This is a genomic window from Acinetobacter sp. S4400-12 (assembly GCF_024129495.1).
In the GTDB taxonomy this organism is placed as follows: Bacteria; Pseudomonadota; Gammaproteobacteria; order Pseudomonadales; family Moraxellaceae; genus Acinetobacter; species Acinetobacter lwoffii_C.
In genome coordinates, this window is record NZ_JAMXYB010000008.1 from 26,999 (window position 1) to 48,521 (window position 21,523).

17 protein-coding genes and 1 riboswitch are annotated in these 21,523 nt (G+C 45.6%); of the genes, 14 read left to right on the forward strand and 3 right to left on the reverse strand.

The window, feature by feature from the left end; translation table 11 throughout:
* Positions 1-31: 31 nt before the first annotated feature.
* From ftsA to lpxC, 3 genes are all read left to right on the forward strand, one after another.
* Positions 32-1,294, forward strand: a complete 1,263-nt coding sequence (ftsA, locus tag NI461_RS05685) for a cell division protein FtsA (RefSeq protein ID WP_151205300.1) — start codon at positions 32-34, stop codon at positions 1,292-1,294.
* Positions 1,295-1,453: 159 nt separating this feature from the next.
* Positions 1,454-2,641, forward strand: coding sequence for a cell division protein FtsZ (gene ftsZ, locus NI461_RS05690; protein WP_151205301.1), 1,188 nt, complete (start codon positions 1,454-1,456; stop codon positions 2,639-2,641).
* Between the two features lie 125 nt (positions 2,642-2,766).
* Positions 2,767-3,669, forward strand: a complete 903-nt coding sequence (gene lpxC, locus NI461_RS05695) for a UDP-3-O-acyl-N-acetylglucosamine deacetylase (RefSeq protein WP_151206904.1) — start codon at positions 2,767-2,769, stop codon at positions 3,667-3,669.
* Positions 3,670-3,767: 98 nt separating this feature from the next.
* On the opposite strand, the gene NI461_RS05700 is transcribed toward lpxC, so the two are convergent.
* Complete coding sequence (locus tag NI461_RS05700; RefSeq protein WP_151205303.1) at positions 3,768-4,208, reverse strand: DciA family protein; 441 nt, start codon at positions 4,206-4,208, stop codon at positions 3,768-3,770.
* A gap of 107 nt (positions 4,209-4,315) precedes the next feature.
* On the opposite strand from NI461_RS05700, the gene NI461_RS05705 reads away from it, so the two are divergent.
* From NI461_RS05705 to recJ, 10 genes are all read left to right on the forward strand, one after another.
* Positions 4,316-5,005 (forward strand): M23 family metallopeptidase, encoded by a 690-nt coding sequence (locus NI461_RS05705; RefSeq protein WP_151205304.1) that lies wholly within the window; start codon positions 4,316-4,318, stop codon positions 5,003-5,005.
* Between the two features lie 333 nt (positions 5,006-5,338).
* Positions 5,339-8,041 carry a pyruvate dehydrogenase (acetyl-transferring), homodimeric type gene (gene aceE / locus NI461_RS05710; protein ID WP_253156785.1) on the forward strand — a complete coding sequence of 901 codons (2,703 nt, stop codon included), beginning with the start codon at positions 5,339-5,341 and terminating at the stop codon, positions 8,039-8,041.
* A 2-nt stretch (positions 8,042-8,043) separates the two neighbouring features.
* Positions 8,044-10,071: a 2-oxo acid dehydrogenase subunit E2 gene (locus tag NI461_RS05715; RefSeq protein ID WP_253156787.1), complete on the forward strand. Its 2,028-nt coding sequence runs from the start codon at positions 8,044-8,046 to the stop codon at positions 10,069-10,071.
* Between the two features lie 75 nt (positions 10,072-10,146).
* Positions 10,147-10,273: riboswitch (yybP-ykoY riboswitch) on the forward strand.
* Between the two features lie 87 nt (positions 10,274-10,360).
* The gene (locus NI461_RS05720) at positions 10,361-10,936 is read left to right on the forward strand and encodes a TMEM165/GDT1 family protein (protein ID WP_151206900.1); all 576 of its coding nucleotides are present in this window, start codon (positions 10,361-10,363) and stop codon (positions 10,934-10,936) included.
* Positions 10,937-11,120: 184 nt separating this feature from the next.
* The gene (locus NI461_RS05725; RefSeq protein ID WP_151204811.1) at positions 11,121-11,918 is read left to right on the forward strand and encodes an MBL fold metallo-hydrolase; all 798 of its coding nucleotides are present in this window, start codon (positions 11,121-11,123) and stop codon (positions 11,916-11,918) included.
* 93 nt (positions 11,919-12,011) lie between these two features.
* The gene (locus tag NI461_RS05730; RefSeq protein ID WP_253156788.1) at positions 12,012-12,377 is read left to right on the forward strand and encodes a YkgJ family cysteine cluster protein; all 366 of its coding nucleotides are present in this window, start codon (positions 12,012-12,014) and stop codon (positions 12,375-12,377) included.
* 229 nt (positions 12,378-12,606) lie between these two features.
* Complete coding sequence (guaB, locus tag NI461_RS05735) at positions 12,607-14,073, forward strand: IMP dehydrogenase (protein WP_151204813.1); 1,467 nt, start codon at positions 12,607-12,609, stop codon at positions 14,071-14,073.
* A 128-nt stretch (positions 14,074-14,201) separates the two neighbouring features.
* The gene (gene glmM / locus NI461_RS05740; protein WP_151204814.1) at positions 14,202-15,533 is read left to right on the forward strand and encodes a phosphoglucosamine mutase; all 1,332 of its coding nucleotides are present in this window, start codon (positions 14,202-14,204) and stop codon (positions 15,531-15,533) included.
* Positions 15,534-15,545: 12 nt separating this feature from the next.
* Positions 15,546-16,202, forward strand: a complete 657-nt coding sequence (gene pdxH, locus NI461_RS05745) for a pyridoxamine 5'-phosphate oxidase (RefSeq protein ID WP_253156790.1) — start codon at positions 15,546-15,548, stop codon at positions 16,200-16,202.
* Between the two features lie 2 nt (positions 16,203-16,204).
* A complete protein-coding gene (gene recJ, locus NI461_RS05750) occupies positions 16,205-17,908 on the forward strand; it encodes a single-stranded-DNA-specific exonuclease RecJ (RefSeq protein WP_253156792.1) in 1,704 nt (567 codons plus the stop codon).
* Positions 17,909-17,961: 53 nt separating this feature from the next.
* On the opposite strand, the gene NI461_RS05755 is transcribed toward recJ, so the two are convergent.
* Positions 17,962-18,840: a putative porin gene (locus tag NI461_RS05755; RefSeq protein WP_253156794.1), complete on the reverse strand. Its 879-nt coding sequence runs from the start codon at positions 18,838-18,840 to the stop codon at positions 17,962-17,964.
* Positions 18,841-19,017: 177 nt separating this feature from the next.
* The gene (locus NI461_RS05760) at positions 19,018-19,797 is read right to left on the reverse strand and encodes a putative porin (protein WP_253156795.1); all 780 of its coding nucleotides are present in this window, start codon (positions 19,795-19,797) and stop codon (positions 19,018-19,020) included.
* A 490-nt stretch (positions 19,798-20,287) separates the two neighbouring features.
* Between NI461_RS05760 and prfB the strand changes: the two genes are divergently transcribed.
* Positions 20,288-21,383, forward strand: a protein-coding gene (gene prfB, locus NI461_RS05765) for a peptide chain release factor 2 (RefSeq protein ID WP_151204819.1) whose coding sequence is annotated in 2 segments (ribosomal slippage) — positions 20,288-20,359 and positions 20,361-21,383 — 1,095 coding nt in all. Because the reading frame shifts where the segments join, the coding sequence is not laid out codon by codon here.
* The last annotated feature ends 140 nt before the right edge of the window (positions 21,384-21,523 follow it).

Below are 21,523 nucleotides of genomic sequence, written 5' to 3' on the forward strand. Positions count from 1 at the left end.
TCTAACAAACACGTAATGGTAGTAGTTAATAATGAATGAAGCTGTTCCCTCGGTTGTGGCGATTGACATTGGGACACACAAAGTTTCAGTTTTGATTGGTAAGGTACATGCGCCAGACAATATCCAAGTTATTGGTATGGCGACCGCTCGTAACCGAGGCATGAATAAAGGGAAAATTGTTAGTCTCGATAAAGTCATTACCGCCATTAAAAACGCCGTACAAGAAGCAGAAGATATGGCCGAATGTCGTGTCCACTCTGCCTGGGTCTCAATTCCGAGTGCGGAATTAAAAAGTTTTTATGCATCAGGCCGTACGAATATCGATAATAGCGAACACTCGATTACCACCAGCGAAGTAGTGCGGGCGCTAGAACTGGCCAAAGCCAGTCATGTCACCTCAGACTATTATCTGGTCAGTGCGGTGCCGCTCGGCTTTGAGCTAGATGATTCCCCGGAATGGGTACTGAATCCGATCCGTATGTCTGCACACAAAATGGTCGGACATTACCATTTAATGATGTTGCCAATCAGTACTATGCAGAATATTGATCGCGCGTTAAAAGGGGCCAATATTGGTGTAGAAAAAATGGTGATTTCATCTTTGGCGACAGCTGAAGCCAGTCTGCTTAAGGATGAAAGAGAATATGGCGTATGCTTGGTAGATATTGGCGCAGGAACCACCAATATCGCCGTCTATCTGGATGGGCGTCTGGCTTTAACGCATACCTTCCAGCGTGGCGGAGAACATGTTACCCGTGACATTGCTGCCGTATTGCAAACTACCACGGAAGAAGCCGAACGCCTTAAATTGTTATATGGCTGCGTGGATCTGAAAGTGGTGAAGCCGGAACATATGATCCAGTTCCAGGGGATTGATGGCCCGCAGACCATTAGTCGGATTGAACTGGCAGAAATTATTATTGCACGTTATGAAGAAATTATAGGCATGGTTCGCGAGGAACTGGTGAATAGCGGTGCATTACAAGGCCTGTATCATGGTGTGGTACTAACCGGAGATGCCAGTCATATTGAAGGCATGGTGAGTTTCGTCCGCCGCAGTATGGGCGTCTCAGCGCATCTGGGTAATCCGCCAGTCCAGGTTTATGCCGATGAGCAGCATCAGGCTGCACTACGCCGTTCGCAATATGCCTCGGCAGCAGGTTTGCTGATGTTTAGCCAGAGCGATACGCAAGATACCATCGTTGAACCGGACGAAGCAGAACAATTATCACTGGCACGACGTGTCAAAAGAGCTTGGTTTGGTTTTAACGATACTTTGAAGTCTATTTTTTAAGTCGACTTTTTTTGTGAATATTGTTGAGAAGTTGTAGCTAATCGGGCAGATACTTGACAAGTTTAAGCTTGAGCAGCATTCTTAAAAACAATTTTATTAAGATTAAGGCAGTGTACGGGCTTAGTGACTGCCAATTATGAATTAGGAATTTTATAGGTCATGGCCTCATTTGAATTTTTTGAAGACGATCATAGTGATAGCAATGGTCAAGCCCGTTTCACTGTATTTGGTGTAGGTGGCGCGGGTGGTAATGCTGTTCAGCACATGTTGCAGTCAGATATCCAGGGCGTAAAGTTTGTTTGTGCAAATACAGATAAGCAGGCGCTTGACCGCATGGAAGCCGAATTCAAGATTCAGCTGGGTGAGCAAAGTACCCGAGGTCTTGGTGCTGGTGCAAATCCGCAAGTCGGCCAGACAGCAGCAGAAGAAAGCCGTGAACTGATCCGTCAGCAGCTTGAAGGTACCGATATGGTATTTGTCACAGCCGGGATGGGCGGTGGTACAGGTACGGGTGCAGCACCGGTGGTGGCTGAGATTGCCAAAGAAATGGGTATCCTGACGGTAGGTGTGGTGACCACGCCCTTTAACTTTGAAGGTAAACGCCGTCTGCAATCTGCCGAAAAGGGTATTGAAGCGCTAGAGCAGCATGTAGACTCCCTGATCATTATTCCCAACCAGCGTCTATTGAAAGTCTTCCGTGATATTTCAATGAAAGATGCATATAAAAAAGCCGATGATGTCCTGCTCAATGCAGTACGCAGTATTTTTGATTTAGTGGTACGTCCAGGTCACATTAACCTTGACTTTGCCGACTTGAAAACCGCTATGAGCACCCGTGGTTATGCCATGATGGGTGTCGGGCTGGGCCGTGGCGAAAACCGTGCACGTCAGGCAGCAGAGCAGGCAATCCGCAGCCCATTGCTTGACAACGTGACGATCATGAATGCTAAAGGCATCCTGATTAACGTGACTGGTGGGGATGATGTAACCTTCGGTGAAATCGAGGAAATCACAGATGTAGTGAACCAGATCGTTGATCTGGACGAAGGTCAGGTATTTTATGGTACGGTATTTGATCCGGATGCGCGTGATGAAATTAGTGTGACTGTGATAGCAACGGGTTTAACACGTAACTCTGCTGACTCGGTAGAACCGGTAAAACGTAGCACGGCACAGGCTACACGCCCAAATGCTGCGCCACAGGCTGTAGTTGAAGATGATGATGTTCCTGCGATTCAGCGCCAGCATCAAGAAGGAGCGGCAGTGGTGAATACTTCTTCAGTTTCCAGTCCACGTCCTACCCCAATGAGTATTCAGGATTATCTTAAAAATCAACAGCGTAAGTAACATGTAACATTATGTGTTTACGATGTTTGCACATAAAAGGTGGCTTTTAGGCCACCTTTTGTTTTTTATCAATGGCCAAATATGCTAACGTATAGCGGTTTTGTTGATGAACAGATGAAAGAAGCATGTTGAAACAGCGTACCCTACAACGTATCGTGAAAGCGAGCGGAATCGGTCTTCATAGTGGGCAGAAAGTCATGATTAACTTTGTGCCACACTATGCCGATGGGGGAATTGTGTTTCGTCGTATTGACCTGAATCCGCCGGTCGACATTCCTGCTGATGCTTTATTAATCCAGGAAGCCTTTATGTGTTCTAACCTGGTGCAGGAAAATGCCAAGGTGGGCACGATTGAACATGTGATGAGTGCCATTGCGGGGCTGGGAATTGATAACTTGATTATTGAAGTTTCAGCTTTCGAAGTGCCAATTATGGACGGAAGTGCAGGACCTTTTATTTATCTGCTCATGCAGGGCGGTCTGCAAGAACTGGATGCGCCAAAGAAGTTCATCAAGATTATCAAGCCAGTAGAAGCTTTGCTGGATGATAAACGGGCAGTTTTTAGTCCACACGAAGGTTTTCAGCTGAATTTCACCATTGATTTTGATCATCCTGCCTTTAAAAAAGAGCATCAGTCTGCCAGTATCGATTTCTCCACAGAAACCTTTGTCTATGAAGTTAGTGAAGCGCGTACTTTCGGCTTTATGAAAGATCTGGACTATTTGAAAGCCAATAATCTGGCACTTGGTGCCAGCCTGGAAAATGCCATTGGCGTAGATGATACTGGGGTGGTTAATGAAGAAGGCTTGCGTTTCTCGGACGAGTTCGTGCGTCACAAGATTCTGGATGCAGTGGGAGACTTATACTTGCTGGGGCATCAGATTATTGCCAAATTCGATGCTTATAAATCTGGCCATGCCTTAAATAATCAGCTTTTACGCAATGTAAAAAGCGATCCAGGTTGCTATGAAATTGTAACATTTGATGACGCAACTCAATGTCCAATCCCCTATGTCCAGGTCACATAAGTCGTTGTCTTTATGTTAGTGTGTAAAAAAATAATAATGCTATTGTGATGGCGGTCACATGAATTTCAGCGACAAAATTATTACATTTAATTGCGATGTTACTTTTTATTGCTTGCCAAACGTAACAAAGCTTGGCTAAGCTTAGGGTCGCCTATAAAGTCGGCAGCATTACGAAGTAATTCTTGTGTTTCCGGATTTAAAGTTTTTTTAGATTTCTCTAGTACCGGCTCCGCTTGCACAGGACTTCGCAGGCAGACCTGAATTTTAGTTAAATCTTTTAATTCATTTATTTGAGAGAGTTGTGAAACATACTGTTTTTGAAGATAAGCCAGTTGACTGATCATGGCTTGGTTCTCTCCAGTAATTGTTAACACACCATTTTGATAGCAAGCAACTTGCCATTGTTCCGGTTGAGGCAATAAGGGTTGTATGAGTTTCGTAAGTTTCTGCCATGCAGTTACTTGGGTTGAGAGAAACGTAAAGTTTCCTGTTTTGATCTGTTTTCTTGTTTTTTGAAAGACGTTGACGGGTTCTGACATATACATAATTCCTACATGTTTATGGCTTAATCTTATGCGCTTCTTAAAGTGGATATCAAGGAAGAGAGCTTCAAGAAACTCGATTAAGCAGTTTAGAGAGGTTTTTTATGCATACGCGACGTATTTTGTTGGCATTTTCTTTAGCGGCATCGGCTGCTTCGGTAGCATTCGCAGACTTGGTGGACTTAAGTCAGGAAAATAGCTCAACAGATCGTATCGAGCAATTGACGCGTACTCTTGCACAGGGCGCTTATACTCATCCAGATGACATTGATGTTCCTGCTCAGACCAAATTAAATATTCAGCTGCGTGAGAAGCCTGTCGAGCTGAATAATCAAACCATTGCACAAAAATATGGTCGCTCTTCGGCTCCATCCAGAGCAGCTTCTGTCAGCAATCCGTATTCCTGGTTAATTGCCCATCCCCTTCCAAATGCACGTGTAAGCTCAAACTATGGCGGTCGTACCATGGGAGGGCGTGCTGAAAATCACTCAGGTTTAGATTTGGCAGCGCCAAGCGGTACACCCATTTATGCCACAGGTCCGGGTATTGTGACCAAATCAGGCTGGGGTACAGGCTATGGTCAATATGTGGAAATTAATCATGGCAATGGTTACCTCACTCGTTATGCACACGCATCGCGTCTGATTGCACGCGTGGGAGATCGCGTAACAGCAGGTGAACATATTGCAAACGTTGGCTGTACAGGTCGCTGTACGGGTCCGCATTTACACTATGAAGTGGTTAAAGACGGTCAGCGTAAAAATCCATCTACTTATTTGGCAATGTTACCTTAAGTCTTTGACTCGATTGTTTTAGCTTAATCTGACTTACAGTTCGTTCTGCCTCCAAAAAGCGGTTAGCTCTCAAAGTTCTTCAATATATAAATCGAATTGAGGAAACTTTAGGCTCATCGCTTTTATGTTTTATATTATCATCTGAGATGATACGTGCAGTATATTAAATGCACGTTATTGACCATTTTTTGTTGTATTGTGTAATAAAACGTCAATAGGTATTTAGCTGCTAAATAGTAGCTCTAGGGCGCATTCAGCTAGGGCCATACCTGCCCAAGTCTAAATTATGATACATATAAGTAATTAGGTTAGGCTTTTAGGAACGGTAGAATTATGGCGTTTTATGGCGATACAGACGCGCAAGAAACCCAAGAATGGCAAGAGGCTTTTGATTCGGTTTTACAACACGTAGGCACCGAGCGCGCAGCATTTTTATTAGAAAAACTTTATCAGCGTGCAATTGCAAAGCATGTTCCTATCCAGCGCTTGAATACTCCTTATTTAAATACGATTTCGGTGGAAGAACAACCTGCCATGCCGGGCGATGCGGATATGGAGCGTCGTATTCGGGCCCTGATTCGCTGGAATGCGCTGGCGATGGTTTTGCGTGCCAATAAGAGTGGTGATGACCTGGGTGGTCACTTGGCCAGTTTTGCTTCCTCAGCAACTTTGTATGATGTCGGCTTTAACCATTTTTTCCGTGCCAGCAGTGACCACTTTGGCGGCGACATGATCTATTATCAGGGCCACTGTGCACCTGGTATTTATGCGCGTTCTTTCCTGGAAGGCCGGTTGACTGAAGAGCATCTGAATAACTTCCGCCGCGAAGTGGGCGGTATTGGTTTACCGAGTTATCCTCATCCGTATTTGATGCCGGATTACTGGCAGTTCCCGACCGTCTCGATGGGTCTGGGGCCAATTATGTCCATTTATCAGGCACATATTCAGAAATACCTGATGAACCGGGGGTTGATCAAAGAAGAAGACCGTAAAGTGTGGGCTTATCTAGGCGATGGTGAAATGGATGAGCCGGAAAGCTTAGGCGCAATTTCTCTGGCTGGTCGTGAAAAACTGGACAACCTGATCTGGGTGGTGAACTGTAACCTGCAACGCCTAGATGGTCCGGTGCGAGGGAATGGCAAGATCATTCAGGAGCTTGAGTCATTATTCCGTGGTGCAGGCTGGCGTGTGATTAAAGTCGTTTGGGGACGTCACTGGGATCCGTTACTGGCCAAAGACAAGTCTGGCGCACTGAAAGCCGTGATGGAAGAAGCGGTGGATGGCGATTTTCAGCGTTACCAGGTGAAAGGTGGTGCTTATGCACGCGAAAAGTTCTTTGGTAAATATCCAGAAGCCAAAGAGCTGGTGAAAGATCTAAGCGATGAAGATATTGATAATCTGAACCGTGGCGGTCACGATCCGTACAAAGTTTTTGCCGCTTATGCTGAAGCATGTACTGCCAAAGGTCAGCCGACCGTGATCCTGGCGAAAACCGTAAAAGGTTATGGCTTGTCAGAGGAAATCGAAGCGGTTAATAAAACGCATCAAATCAAAAAGATGCAAATCAATTCTTTGAAATATGTGCGTGACCGTTTCAATCTTCCTTTCACTGATGAACAGCTGGAAGAAGTGCCGTTCTATCGCCCAAGTGAAAATTCTCCTGAAATCAAATATATGAAGGCTCGTCGTGAAGCGCTGGGTGGTTATCTGCCTGCACGTCGCAAGGATAGTGAACAACTGGCGATCCCTGAGCTTTCCGTATTTGATTCGGTACTGGCGGGTTCAAATGGCAAAGAACAATCCACTACGATGGTTATGGTGCGTTTAATCTCTGCACTTCTGAAAGAAAAAGCAATTAAAGACCGCGTGGTACCAATCGTACCGGATGAAGCACGTACTTTTGGTTTGGAAGGCATGTTCCGTCAGTTGGGTATTTATGCGGCACATGGTCAGAAATATACTCCGGAAGACCAAGAACAGCTGATGCATTATCGTGAAGCCAAAGACGGTCACATGTTGCAAGAAGGGATTAACGAAGCCGGTGCCATGAGTGCCTGGGCAGCTTTGGGCACCAGTTATTCAACCAATAACCTGCCAATGATTCCGATGTACATGTACTACTCGATGTTTGGTTTCCAGCGTATCGGTGATATTGCCTGGGCGGCAGGCGATGCACAGGCACAAGGGTTCTTGCTGGGTGCTACCGCAGGCCGTACCACACTGAACGGTGAAGGCTTACAGCATCAGGATGGTCATTCACACATTCTGGCCAGTACCATTCCAAACTGTGTTGCTTATGACCCATGTTTCGGTTATGAACTGGCTGTGATCGTGCATGACGGTTTGAAGCGTATGTATGTGAATCAGGAGCGTGTGTTCTATTATCTGACCGTGATGAATGAGAACTACGAGCATCCTGAAATGCCGCAAGGTGTAGAAGAAGGAATCAAGCGCGGTATGTACCTGCTTGAGGAAGACGATAAAGCCACTGTACAGCTGCTGGGTTCTGGGGTCATTCTGCGTGAAGTGATCAAGGCAGCGAAGATTCTGCGTGAGGAATACCAGATTCATTCCAATGTTTACAGCGTGACCAGCTTTAATGAGCTTGCCCGTGATGGCATGGCCTGTGAAGAATACAATCGCCTGCATCCACTGGCAGAAGAGACCAAAGAGCCATGGATCTCCAAACAGTTGCGTGGTACAGACGGTATTGTCGTTTCAGCAACCGACCACATGCGCGCATATAGCGAACAGATCCGGGCTTATCTTCCAGATAACCGTCCATTTGTTGCTTTGGGTACCGACGGTTATGGTCGTTCCGATACGCGTGCCAATCTGCGTAGTTATTTCGGTGTCGATGCGGCTCATATTGTGGTCGCAACCTTGAAAAAACTGGCTGATGAAGGCGAAGTTGATGCACGTTTAGTGAAAGATGCGATTTCTAGCTTTGAACTTGATACCGACCGTCCGGTCGCTTGGGCACCACAGATCACGCCTGAGTTACATCCTGTGGCTGACTATAAAGAGGAGAACTAAGCATGCAAATTACGACTCCTGATATTGGGGTGGACAAGGCAACGGTTGCCGAGATTTTGGTCAAAGTAGGGGATAGCATTGCAATTGATGAAAGTATTGTTTTGCTGGAATCTGATAAAGCCTCGGTTGAGGTGCCCAGTACTTCAGCGGGAATAGTTAAAAATATTCTGGTGAATCAGGGTGATGAAGTTACTGAAGGTACTCTCCTGATTGAACTGACCGCAGAAGATGATGCTTCAAATGTGGTTGAGTCGCAAAAAGCCGATGCTACTCAAAAAACTTCAGAAAATACCCCAACCTCTTTGCCGGATCAAGAGATCATGCAGGAGCTGGCATCGCATCAGCCAAAAACGTCTGCTACGCCTGAGGCTCAAGCAGGCTCGGAAGTGGTCGATGTTCAGGTTCCAGATATTGGTGTAGAAAAAGCCACTGTCGGTGAGATTCTGGTGTCTGTCGGCGACCAAATTGAGCTCGATCAAAGCATCGTGGTGGTGGAATCAGACAAGGCAACAGTTGAAGTACCCAGTACGGTTGCAGGCACAGTAGAGTCCATCGACATCAAAGAAGGCGACACGATTAAAGAAGGGGTGGTGATTCTTAAAGTGAAAACTGCGACTTCGGCAGCGCAGGCACAAACAGAAGCACCTCAAGCCGAAGTCACTCAACCGGAAACTCAGGAGAAAGCCGTCGAAGCGCCACAAACTTCAGTAGCACCTGCTGGTGATGTGGAAGTGATGGTGCCTGATCTAGGTGTCGATAAAGCAGCTGTGGCTGAAATTCTGGTTCAGGTCGGTGATACGGTTGAAAAAGACCAGAGCATCATCGTGGTTGAGTCGGACAAAGCCACAGTCGAAGTGCCAAGCACAGCCGCAGGCACGATCAAGGCCATTCATGTTGAGCTGGGACAAAATGTCTCTGAAGGCGTTGCACTGCTGACGATTGAAGCTGAAGCGCAAGCAGAAGCTGCTCCTGTTGCAGCCAAGGCAGAAGTAGCAAAAGCAGCAGAAGAATCAAAAGTGCCTGCTACAAATGCAGCACCAGCGCCAGCTGCATCTTCTAATCAAGCAGTCGCGACGTCTGATAATGCAGACAAGCTGACCAAAGAACAGAATGCTGCCAATGCTCAAGTTTATGCAGGTCCTGCTGTACGCAAGTTGGCACGTGAATTGGGCGTGGTGTTGGCCGATGTCAAGGCATCCGGTCCGCATGCACGTCTGATGAAAGAAGACCTGGTGGCTTATGTGAAAATGCGTTTGACTACACCACAAACCGCTTCAGTTGCGCCAGCTGCTGCCGTGGCGTCTGGCTTGCCAAAGCTGCCAAGCTTTGATGCTTTCGGTGGGGTAGAGGAGAAGGCGCTGACGCGATTACAGCAAGTATCTATTCCACAGCTGTCACTCAACAATTATATTCCGCAAGTGACGCAGTTCGACTTAGCTGACATTACTGAACTTGAAGCATGGCGTAATGAACTGAAAGGCAACTTTAAGAAAGAAGGTTTAAGCCTGACTATTATGGCATTCATCATCAAGGCAGTAGCACACCTGCTACAAGAAGAGCGTGAGTTTGCCGCTCACCTGTCAGATGAGGGCAAAGCGATATTGCTGCGTAACGAAATTCATATGGGGATTGCGGTCGCCACCCCTGAGGGCTTGACTGTACCTGTGCTGCGTCATCCGGAGCAGAAATCCATTAAGCAGATTGCAGTCGAGCTTGGTGAGCTGAGTCAGAAAGCCCGTGACAAGAAGCTGTCTCCAAAAGACTTGCAGGGGGCAAACTTTACCATTACCAGTCTGGGCTCAATTGGAGGTACGGCATTCACACCATTAGTCAACTGGCCGCAGGTGGCTATACTGGGGATTTCTCCAGCTACCATGCAGCCAGTCTGGAACGGAGAAGGTTTTGATCCACGCCTGATGTTACCGTTGTCATTATCCTATGATCACCGTGTGATTAATGGTGCAGATGCCGCCCGTTTTACCCATAGGCTGACCCAGTTGTTAAAAGATATTCGTACTCTATTACTCTAGATCATAGCCTAAAACACTAACCCTGCTTCGGCAGGGTTTTTAATTTGTAAAACAGCCAGTTCTTGCTTATAATCACAGCACTTCATTGGGGAGTAGCCGCCTTTGACGCAAGTTCAAAGGGTGATGGTCAACATATTTGTCCTAAAACGGGCATGGTCATCATAGCAAAACACCAAATCAGCTTTTCTAAGCTTCTTTTGTTGGCAAGACCTTTGATTTACCCTCTGCACATTTTGGCTGGCAGGAGCGGTAAGTCATCGGTAAAACATGCCAGCCAGAGAAAAATCACATGTACGAATTCCTGCTTTCGACTGTTATTGTTGCCTTGGCCGAAATGGGCGATAAGACCCAGCTGCTTGCACTACTTCTTGCTGCACGTTTTCGAAAACCCGCTCCCATCCTGCTTGCCATTTTATTGGCGACCCTCATTAATCACGGCCTGTCTGCTGTGCTGGGGCAATGGGTCACCACAGTCATCGGACCTGAAATCCTGTTATGGATTGTTTCGATCGGCTTTATTGCGATGGCTGTCTGGATGCTTATTCCCGATGAGTTGGGAGATGAAAACGACAGTATCAATAAATGGCAAAAATTTGGCGTTTTTGGGGCAACTTTTGTTTTATTTTTTCTGGCAGAAATTGGAGATAAAACCCAGATTGCGACTGTTGCATTGGCAGCACGTTTCGATAGTGTTTTCTGGGTCATGCTGGGCACTACTTTAGGCATGATGCTGGCCAATGCACCGGCTGTTTTTATTGGAGACAAGCTGGCACATAAATTACCAATTGAATTGATTCATAAAATTGGCGCGGCGATTTTTCTGGTTATCGGGGTGGGCACACTGGTCCAGCATTATTTTTTCTAGGCCCAACAAAAGTTGTATGAATCCTGAGCTGAAAACTCAGGATTTTTTATTGCCAAATTTATCTCAAAATATTGATAAATAAAGTGATCTGTCGAGTTTTTTTGATTGTAAGTTTAACTTATTCCTTATATGTTATACGAGTTAAGAAAAAGTAATTTTAAATTTTAAAAATTGGGGATTATGAATGGCCTTCGAGCGCACCACATCGCAAGTCTTGTTTGATAATGGGATACATAAATGTATTAGTTTTACCAGTCTTGTTAAAGGCGAAGGTGTCCAGGCCAATCAATTTTTGATTTTGGACAATGAGCGCGCTGCCGTGCTGGATCCAGGCGGTGATTTAACTTATGTTCCGCTGACCATGGAGCTGAACAAATACACCCGTTTGACCAATCTGGATTATGTGATGGCCTCGCATCAGGACCCGGATATTATTACCTCCATGCCGCGCTGGCTGGTATATACCGATGCCAAAGTGGTGGCCTCTAAGCTTTGGGCGCGCTTTTTACCGCATCTGAACTCGGCCTTTATGAGTGAGCGAATGAAAGGCAACTGGCTGGATCGTCTGGTAGAACTGCCAGATCATGGTCAGGTGATTACGCTTGGTCAGTCGAAGATCGTGGCTATTCCTGCACATTTCTTGCATTCGGTTGGAAACTTCCAGTTCTATGACCCGATCGCAAAAATTTTATTCTCGGGAGATATGGGGGCCTCGATGGTGGAGGATGCATCTCGGCCGCTGGAAAATTTCGCCGCGCATATTCCAAAGATGAAAGCTTTCCATCAGCGCTATATGTGTAATAACAAGATCATCCGTTTATGGGTGAATATGGTGCGCAAGATGGATGTGGAAATGATCGTACCGCAGCATGGTACACCATTTGTTGGAAAAGAGCAGATCAAGCAGTTCTTGGACTGGATTGAAACTCTGGAATGCGGCACGGACCTTATGGACGAGACTGTATTTACCTGTCCTGAATAGGGCAAGAAAATACAAAATTTTTCTTGAGTAGAAAAACAACATTTTTTATATTTTCTCTTCACAAAAAAAATTGATGACGAGAATTTATACGAAATGTTATCTCAAGTTCCAACACAGGATGCATGTCTGAGCTGCGGCGCATGTTGCGCTTATTTCCGGGTTTCTTTTTATTGGGCAGAGGGGATTCCGATGCCGGAGCACTACACAGAACCGGTGACTGCAGTATATTCCTGTATGGCTGGAACCAATCAGAATAATCCGCGCTGCATTGCCCTTGAAGGCACGGTGGGTGAGCAGGTCAGCTGTGGCATGTATGAGCTGCGCAGTTCTTCCTGCAAAGAGGTGCAAATTGCTGATGCCCAGTGCAATAAGGCCCGTCTGGCACACAATATGATTCCCTTTATCCAGATTGGGGCAGATGAAGCGGAAAATGATGACAGTTTCGAGCGCGTCGGTTAATACAGCGGCCAACTGAAAAAGCAGGATTCAGGTCCTGCTGATTTTAAAATTCAAGCCAGTATGAAGGTGGTGAATAATAATTAACCCGTTGATTAAACAATAAAATTGAATATTTTTGTCAGATAATTAAAAATAAGTACAGATTGAGACGAATAAATTTCGCAATTACAATGAAATTTAGGGCAAGATTTGTTTATAATAGCGCACGGAAATTACCAGTGAGACTGTTATGTTGACCATCGTTCAAGACGCGTTAACCTTCGATGATGTCCTATTACTCCCTGCCTACTCTACTGTCCTCCCAAAAGATGTCTCTCTAAAGACACGCCTGACTCGCGGCATTAACCTGAATATTCCTCTTGTGTCTGCAGCTATGGATACGGTGACTGAGTCACGTATGGCCATTGCTATGGCGCAGAATGGTGGTATCGGTATTTTGCACAAGAATATGGATATTGCTGTACAAGCAGCCGAAGTACGCCGTGTGAAGAAATTCGAAGCAGGCATGGTGAAAGACCCGATTACAGTTACCCCTGAAACGACAGTACGTGAGCTGATTGCCTTGACTCAGGCGAATAATATCAGTGGTGTGCCTGTTGTTAAAAATGGCAAAGTGGTCGGGATCGTTACAGGTCGTGATACACGCTTTGAGACGAATCTTGAACAGCCTGTCAGCAATATTATGACGGGTCAGGATCGTCTGGTTACGGTTCGAGAAGGTGAGTCCAAAGAAAATATTCAGGCTTTACTGCAACAGCATCGTATTGAAAAAGTCCTGGTGGTAAACGAGCAGCAGGAATTAAAAGGCCTGATTACCGTTACAGATTTCCGTAAAGCCGAGCTTTATCCGAATAGCTGTAAAGATGATCTGGGTCACTTACGTGTCGGTGCCGCAGTGGGTACGGGGATTGAAACACCAAGCCGTGTGGAAGCCCTGATTGAAGCTGGCGTTGATGTGATTGTAGTGGATACGGCGCATGGTCACTCTGCAGGTGTAATTGAGCGTGTACGCTGGGTGAAAGCCAACTATCCACAAGTTCAGGTCATTGGCGGTAACATCGCAACAGGTGATGCGGCACTGGCCCTTCTGGATGCGGGTGCGGATGCTGTGAAGGTCGGTATTGGCCCAGGTTCAATCTGTACCACACGTATCGTTGCGGGTATTGGTATGCCACAAATCTCTGCGATTGATTCTGTGGCGAGTGCCTTGAAAGATCAGATTCCATTGATTGCAGATGGCGGCATCCGTTTCTCTGGTGATATGGCCAAAGCGATTGGTGCAGGTGCAAGCACGATCATGGTCGGTTCATTGATGGCGGGTACTGAAGAAGCTCCTGGCGAAGTTGAATTCTTCCAGGGCCGTTATTACAAGGCATACCGTGGTATGGGCTCACTGGGTGCAATGGCGGGTGCAACAGGTTCTGCTGACCGTTATTTCCAGGACGCTAAAGCTGGTGCCGAGAAACTGGTACCAGAAGGCATTGAAGGCCGTGTACCTTATAAAGGTCCAATGGGCAATATCGTACATCAGATGATGGGTGGTCTGCGTTCTTCAATGGGTTATACCGGTTCAGAAACGATTGAAGACCTGCGTCAAAATGCGAAGTTTGTGAAAATTACGTCTGCCGGCATGTCTGAGTCGCATGTGCATGATGTGACAATTACCAAAGAAGCACCAAACTACCGTGTAGGTTAATTTTCCTGCAGGGTGGTTGCTAAAAAAGCCGTCATATTCATGACGGCTTTTTTGTTTTGGTGTACAGTGTTGCAGAATGAAAAAAGGATGATGTAAATCACCCGCTAAGATAAGAAGTGAGACAAAACATGAGTTATTTTGGTACCGATGGTATTCGCGGAAAATTTGGTGAATTGCCCATTACTCCTGAATTCGCCCTGAAACTGGGCTTTGCGGCAGGGAAAGTATTAAAGCGCTACAGCCAAAAAAACAAACCATTGGTGGTCCTGGGTAAAGATACACGTTTGTCTGGTTATATTCTGGAGTCAGCACTACAAGCCGGTCTAAATGCTGCTGGGGTCTACGTACATTTGCTCGGACCTTTGCCAACCCCTGCCATTGCCCATCTGACTCGTGCCCTGCACGCAAGTTTGGGGATTGTGATTTCCGCATCGCATAATCCCTATTTTGATAACGGTATTAAATTTTTCTCGGGTGAAGGGAAAAAACTGCCCGATTGCCTACAGGATGAAATTAATCAGGAGCTTGAAAAAGAGCTGGCAATTGAAGATAACGCCAACCTGGGTAAAAGTGTACGGGTTAAAGATGCCAATGGCCGTTATATCGAATTCTGTAAATCGACTTTTCCTTACCATCTGCATCTGAATGAACTAAAGATAGTGGTAGATTGCGCCAATGGCGCGGCCTACAACGTTGGACCAGCAGTGTTCCGTGAGCTGGGTGCAAGCGTGATTGCGATCCACAACACGCCTACTGGTCTGAATATTAATGCAGATTGTGGTTCTACCCATCCTGAAAGCCTGCAAAAAGCAGTCGTGGATCATCAGGCTGATCTGGGCATTGCCTTTGATGGTGACGCTGACCGAGTCATACTGGTGGATCAGCAAGGCAACTTGATTGATGGTGACCATATTCTGTATATCCTGGCGACTCAGGCATCGAAAAAACCGGCCGGGATCGTGGGTACACTCATGAGCAATATGGCGCTGGAACTGGCTCTGGAAAAAGCCAATATTCCATTCTTGCGTGCCAAGGTCGGGGACCGGTATGTCCTGCAAGGTCTGGAAGAAAATGGCTGGTCTATTGGAGGCGAACCTTCAGGTCATATTCTGACTCTGGACAAGAGCACCACAGGCGATGCCATTATTGCTGCCTTGCAAGTTCTGACCGTCATGGTTGAGCAGAAAAAAGCCTTGCATGAACTGGTGGCTGATTTTCAACTGTTGCCAAATGTCCTGGTCAATGTGCGTTTACAGGCGATGTTCGACCCCTATGCGGTCCCTGAACTGGCCGCTGAATTTGCCAAAGCTGAAGAACAGCTGAAAGGCCGTGGACGCTTGCTGATTCGTAAATCCGGTACAGAGCCTGTGATCCGGGTGATGGTCGAAGGCGAGAATCTGGAAGAAGTAAATACTTTGGCTCATTCGCTGGCAGATGCTGTACGTCAGCATGCAGCTTAACAAGGTGATGATATGACTGATGTGATCAAAGATCTCAGTGAACTGCGTCTGAATTATCAAAAAGGTGAATTGCACGAAGACCTCGTCAATCCAAATCCGCATCTGCAGTTTTTGCAATGGTTCAACCACGCTCTGGAAGCGCATTTGCATGAACCCTATGCGATGTCGCTTGCTACGGCAAGTGCACAGGGTCGCCCTCATGTGCGTACGGTGTTGCTACGTGGTGCAACAGAGGCTGGTTATGACTTCTATACCAATTATGACAGTCAAAAAGGCCAGGATCTGGCAGAAAATCCGTATGCCGAATTATTGTTTTACTGGCAAGAGCAGGAGCGTCAGATTCGAATTTCTGGCCGTGTGTTGAAAATTGCCGAAGAAGAATCGACCGATTATTATCATAAACGTCCGCGTGATAGTCAGATCGCTGCGCATGTCAGTACGCCGCAAAGTGGCGCGATTGCCAACCGGGAAACATTACAGCAACGTTTTTGGGATCTGCACGATCAGCTGGCAAATCAGGAACAGCTGGATAAACCGGCATTTTGGGGCGGATATCGTGTGCAACCCGATTATTATGAGTTCTGGCAGGGCCGGCCCAACCGTTTGCATGACCGCCTCAGTTATACTCAAACCGAGGAAGGCTGGACTTTACAGCGTTTAATGCCTTGATCATGTCAAAACTTGAAATCAAACAACGTCCATTTCTGGCACGTCCTGAAAATTTTCAGGGCGTACCGTCTTTTCTGGCTAATATTCTGGCACGTCGGGGTGTAGCGTCTGAACAGGAGCTCGAACTAAAACTAAAGCACCTGCTGGCTCCGACCATGCAAGGCTTGCCTGAAGCGACCCAAATAATAGACCGGGCCATTGATACCGGGCAGAAGATTGTAATTGTTGGTGATTATGATGCCGATGGCGCAACCAGTACTGCTCTTATGGTGCTGGCACTACGTGATATGGGCGCGGATGTGCATTATCTGGTGCCGGATCGTTTCAAGTATGGCTATGGTCTGACTCCGGCGATCGCAGATTTGGCCTTTGCCAAATTCATACCGGATTTACTGATTACCGTAGATAATGGTATTTCTAGCCATGCGGGAGTGAAGCAGGCTCAAGCACATGGCATGCAGGTCATCATTACCGACCACCATTTAACGACCAAGCCGACACCGCCTGCAGAAGCTGTGGTTAATCCCAACCAGTTGGGCTGTAATTTTCCGAGTAAGGCACTGGCAGGGGTGGGGGTGGCATTTTATGTGCTGGCCAATCTTTCTACCCAGCGTAAGAAGTCAGGTAAATCTTCTACTGTTATTACCCATTATCTGGATCTGGTTGCGCTGGGCACCTATGCCGATGTAGCAAACTTAGACTATAACAACCGGATTTTAATCGATGCCGGCCTGAAGCGTATTCAACAGCAGCTGTGTCGCCCGGGAATCAGTGCCTTGCTCGAAATTTCTGGCCGCGATGCAGCAACTTTAAAAGCACAGGATCTGGGCTTTGTGCTGGGACCGCGGATTAATGCCGCAGGTCGTATGGAAACCATGGACATCGGAATAGAATGTCTTATCGCATCTGATTTCGCGAGGGCCTATCCTTTGGCAGAGCAGTTGAATCAGCTCAATCTGGAACGGCGTCAGGTAGAAGGCAAAATTAAGCAGGAAGCGCTGGTTGAGCTGGAAAAAATCCAGCTAGATGCAACCGAACTGCCTGCAGCCTTAATCATGTTTGAAGAACACTGGCATCAGGGCGTGATTGGAATTGTGGCAGGCCGTTTAAAAGAGCAGTTCCACAGGCCAAGTATTGTGTTTGCTGCCGATGATGACGGCATTCATATCAAGGGTTCAGCACGCTCGATTGAAGGTATTCATATCCGCGACATGATTGAACGGGTGGCTGAACAGTATCCGCATCTGGTCAGCCATTTCGGTGGTCATGCCGCTGCCGCAGGTCTGACGATTCAAAAGCAGCATTTTGCTGAATTTAAACAGGTCTTTGAACAGTTGATTGCCAGTCAGGATGAAAGCCTGTTTACGGCGATACTCTGGACAGATGGTGAGTTGGCGTCGGCTGACTTCCATCTGCAAACGGTTGAACTGCTGGAGACGATTTCTCCTTGGGGACAAAAATTTCCACCCCCAGTATTTGAAGGGGTCTTTAAGATCCTGGATTATCGCTGGCTCAAGGATATACATTTAAAACTGCGTGTGGCGTTGAACAATGGTCAGGTGGTTGATGCGATTGCCTTTAGTGCTGCTGATAAATACTGTTTTGATCCGATGCAAGATCAAGTGCGTTTGGTGTACGAACTGGATAAAAATATCTTTAATGGTAATGTCAGTCTGCAAATGCAGATTATACATTTAGAACAATAGACCATAAAAAACCGCTCACTTGAGCGGTTTTTTTTTGCTTTTAATCGGAGTGATTAGAAGCGGAAAGTACCGTTAATACCGAAAGAGTCAGTACCATCAGTAGTTGTGTAATTCACACCAGCAGCAATAACAGGTGTAAAGAATTTTTGTGCACGAACACTAAAAATAGTATCTGATTCATCAGCAGTAGAATCAGCAAAAGAAACACCAACGCTAAGTGTAGGATCAATATAAAGGTCAGCAGCTAAGCGGTAAACAGTTTCATCACCGAAATATGTTACTCCTTCAAAATTGGTAAAATGATTGCCAATTTGAGTAACATATTTAGCTCGCAAAGAAACAGCAGTGTCCTCACCTACAGATACACCGTAACCAAGAGTGCTAGCAAAGCCAATATCAGAAGCAAGCATAGGATCTACACTTTCTTTAGCAACGCCTAGAGCCAACAATAATCCATTAACTGGTAAGTAACCAGCTTCTAAAGAATAGCCAGTAGTGTCATCAGATTCATTATAATTAAATCCAGGAGCACGTACGCTAGCTGTATAATCCACTTGGTTTAAACTACCAGAGATATAAAATTGAGAATTAGGAATAAAGAACTCACCATTAACACCAATAATCTCAAACTCTTCTTCTGCATTAATACCAGCTTCGCTCAATTTATTTTGAGCATTAACGTATCCTAAACCAATATTACTAGCTTTATTTAAAAAGGCAGCTTCAGCTAGAGGAGTATTTTTAGTATTTACGGTATTTAAGTAGTATTTACCGTTAACAAAAAATAAATCCCCATCAGAGTCAAGTTCAAATCCACCTAGATTATTTTCAAAGTCAGTATTTTCATACCCTACATTAAGTTCAGCTTGATAAGCATGCGCAGTTCCTAGGCCAGCAAGAAGTGCTGTAGCAAGAGCAAGTTTCTTAAACATTTAGATTTTCTCTCTTTGTTATAAAAATATGACTGTATTATTAACAGTTGTAACAAATTGTACAGTTTATATTCGTCCAGTCAATGTGCAAAAAATACCTAAATGCTGGTTAACAGTGCAAAAAAAACCCATCCGAGGATGGGTTTTTTTTATAAATGGCTAATCTGTGGTTTTAGATTAGAAGCGGTATTTTGCTGCTACACCAAATTTGTTGTAGTCATTATTACCTGCTTCACCAAAGCCCACTCGACCTTCCAAGCTGACTTGCTGGCTAATGAACTTACGCGCATTGATACCAAATTCATTTTGATCCATTAGATCATTATTCTGATAATCAACACCCACACTCATGGTTTTATCAATAAAGTAATCTGCTGCCAGATTGTATTCATCTAGATCACCAAAAGCTGCACCCGCTTCTAGATTAATATCTTTACCATTGCTGAGCGTAGTGACATATTTTGCACGTAATGTTGGATCTACACCGTCATCGTGGTCATTATCCCAGCCTTTTAGACCCGCGGCAATCAATAGGCCCGGCGCTGGTAGATAACCGACTTCTGCAGCATAAGTGGTTAAATCATTATCCCAATCATCGTTATTTTGCAGATCATGCCCATTGATGTTACCGCTCAGGTAGAAGTCTGAATTCGGCACAAAGTATTCTGCTCCTACGCCATAACGATGCGCTTCAGAATCACCCACTTCATCATATTGATATTGAGCGCTGACGTTACTGGCACGATCAAGGAAAGCCGCTTCGGCTAAGGGTGCATTACGTGTTTGGACCGGATTAAAGTAATAGGTACCATCAACACCGAAAGAGCCGCTTGAGCCACCATGATCAGGATCAATAAGTCCTGCTGATGCACCAATTTCTGCCTGATAAGCATGAGCCGCTGTACCAGTGATTGCGAATACTGAAAGTAGTGCTGAAGTGATTGCTAGTTTTTTCATGCGGATACTCCCCTCTGAATTAGGGCTTAATTTAATAATCTTTTGTTACAACTTTCAGTCTAGAGCAATTCGAACAATCGTCAATCTTATGAAAGTTACCATAATGTGATTAATGTAATCTTGTGTAAGTATATTTTAATAAGTATTTGAATATAAAAAATAAAAATTAATTGTTTTGTTTTATTAAAATTGTGTGGATATTGTGGAAGGTATTAAAAATGCTGATTTTTTATCCAGTTTGGGGTGGGGCTTTGATATTGAAATTGAATCGGTTGAGGAGCAGATAAGCAGCTTTTTGACTCTATATTTTGCAAGACAGTGAGTTTTATTTTTGTGAAAAATAAACCAAATTTAACAGCAAGATCAATTCAGAATAAAACCTGTCCATCTTCAAGAGCTTGGGCGAAGAGCTGGCTCAACTGCCTAAAAAGAGTGTGATATAATAATAAACTAAAAATTTTATGCCTAATTTTGACTGAGAGTAATTCGCGTGGAAATTAATCCGTATCTAAACCAATTAAAAAATTTGAACGAACGTGGTCAAACACTACGGGGGTATCTTTGACTACGATCTGAAAAAAGAGCGTTTAGAAGAGGTCCTGCGTGAATTAGAAGACCCGGCGATCTGGAATGACCAGAATCGCGCTCAGGCCATGGCCAAAGAAAAAGGCGAACTTGAGAACGTCTTAAATGTACTGGATGATCTGGCCATCCAGCTTGAAGATGCTCAAGCCATGCTGGATCTTGCTGTTGAGGCCGATGAAGAAGCAATGCTTGAAGATGTACAGGCCGAGCTGGATGCTGCTGAAGAGGGGCTGGCCAAGCTTGAGTTCCGTCGGATGTTCAATAACCCGATGGATCCAAATCCGTGCTATGTCGAGATTCAGGCCGGTTCAGGCGGTACAGAAGCTCAGGACTGGGCGTCGATTTTGCTGCGTATGTACCTGCGCTGGATTGAACGTCATGGCTTTAAAGCAGAATTGATGGAAGAGTCTGACGGAGATGTGGCGGGAATTAAATCTGCCACCATTCGTGTGGAAGGCGAGTATGCCTATGGCTGGTTACGTACCGAGTCGGGTGTGCATCGTCTGGTACGTAAATCCCCATTTGACTCTGGTAATCGTCGTCATACTTCATTCTCTGCGGTATTTGTCTCTCCGGAAGTTGATGACAATATCGAAATTGATATTAATCCCTCAGATGTACGTACCGATACCTATCGTGCATCGGGTGCAGGTGGTCAGCATATTAACAAGACCGACTCTGCGGTACGTTTGACTCATATGCCAACCGGAATTGTAGTGGCGTGTCAGAACCAGCGTTCCCAACACGCCAACCGTGATCATGCCTGGAAACAGCTCCGTGCCAAACTTTATGAGCTGGAAATGAGCAAGCGTAATGAAGCTGCGCAGGCACTGGAAGATTCCAAGTCAGATATTGGCTGGGGCAGCCAGATCCGCTCTTATGTACTCGATGATTCGCGCATCAAGGATTTACGTACCGGTGTAGAAACCTCGAATACGGGGGCTGTACTGGATGGTGATCTGGACAAGTTTATCGAAGCGAGTCTGAAACAGGGTCTCTAAGATACGATTGAAAAGCGAGTGTAATCAGACTTTTACAGGCTATACTCTTATATCTATATTCTTCGATATATAAATCGAAAAAATGCGATATAATGGGGGAGATGCTGAATAAAGTTTGGTTGCGCCCCAGATAGTGATGT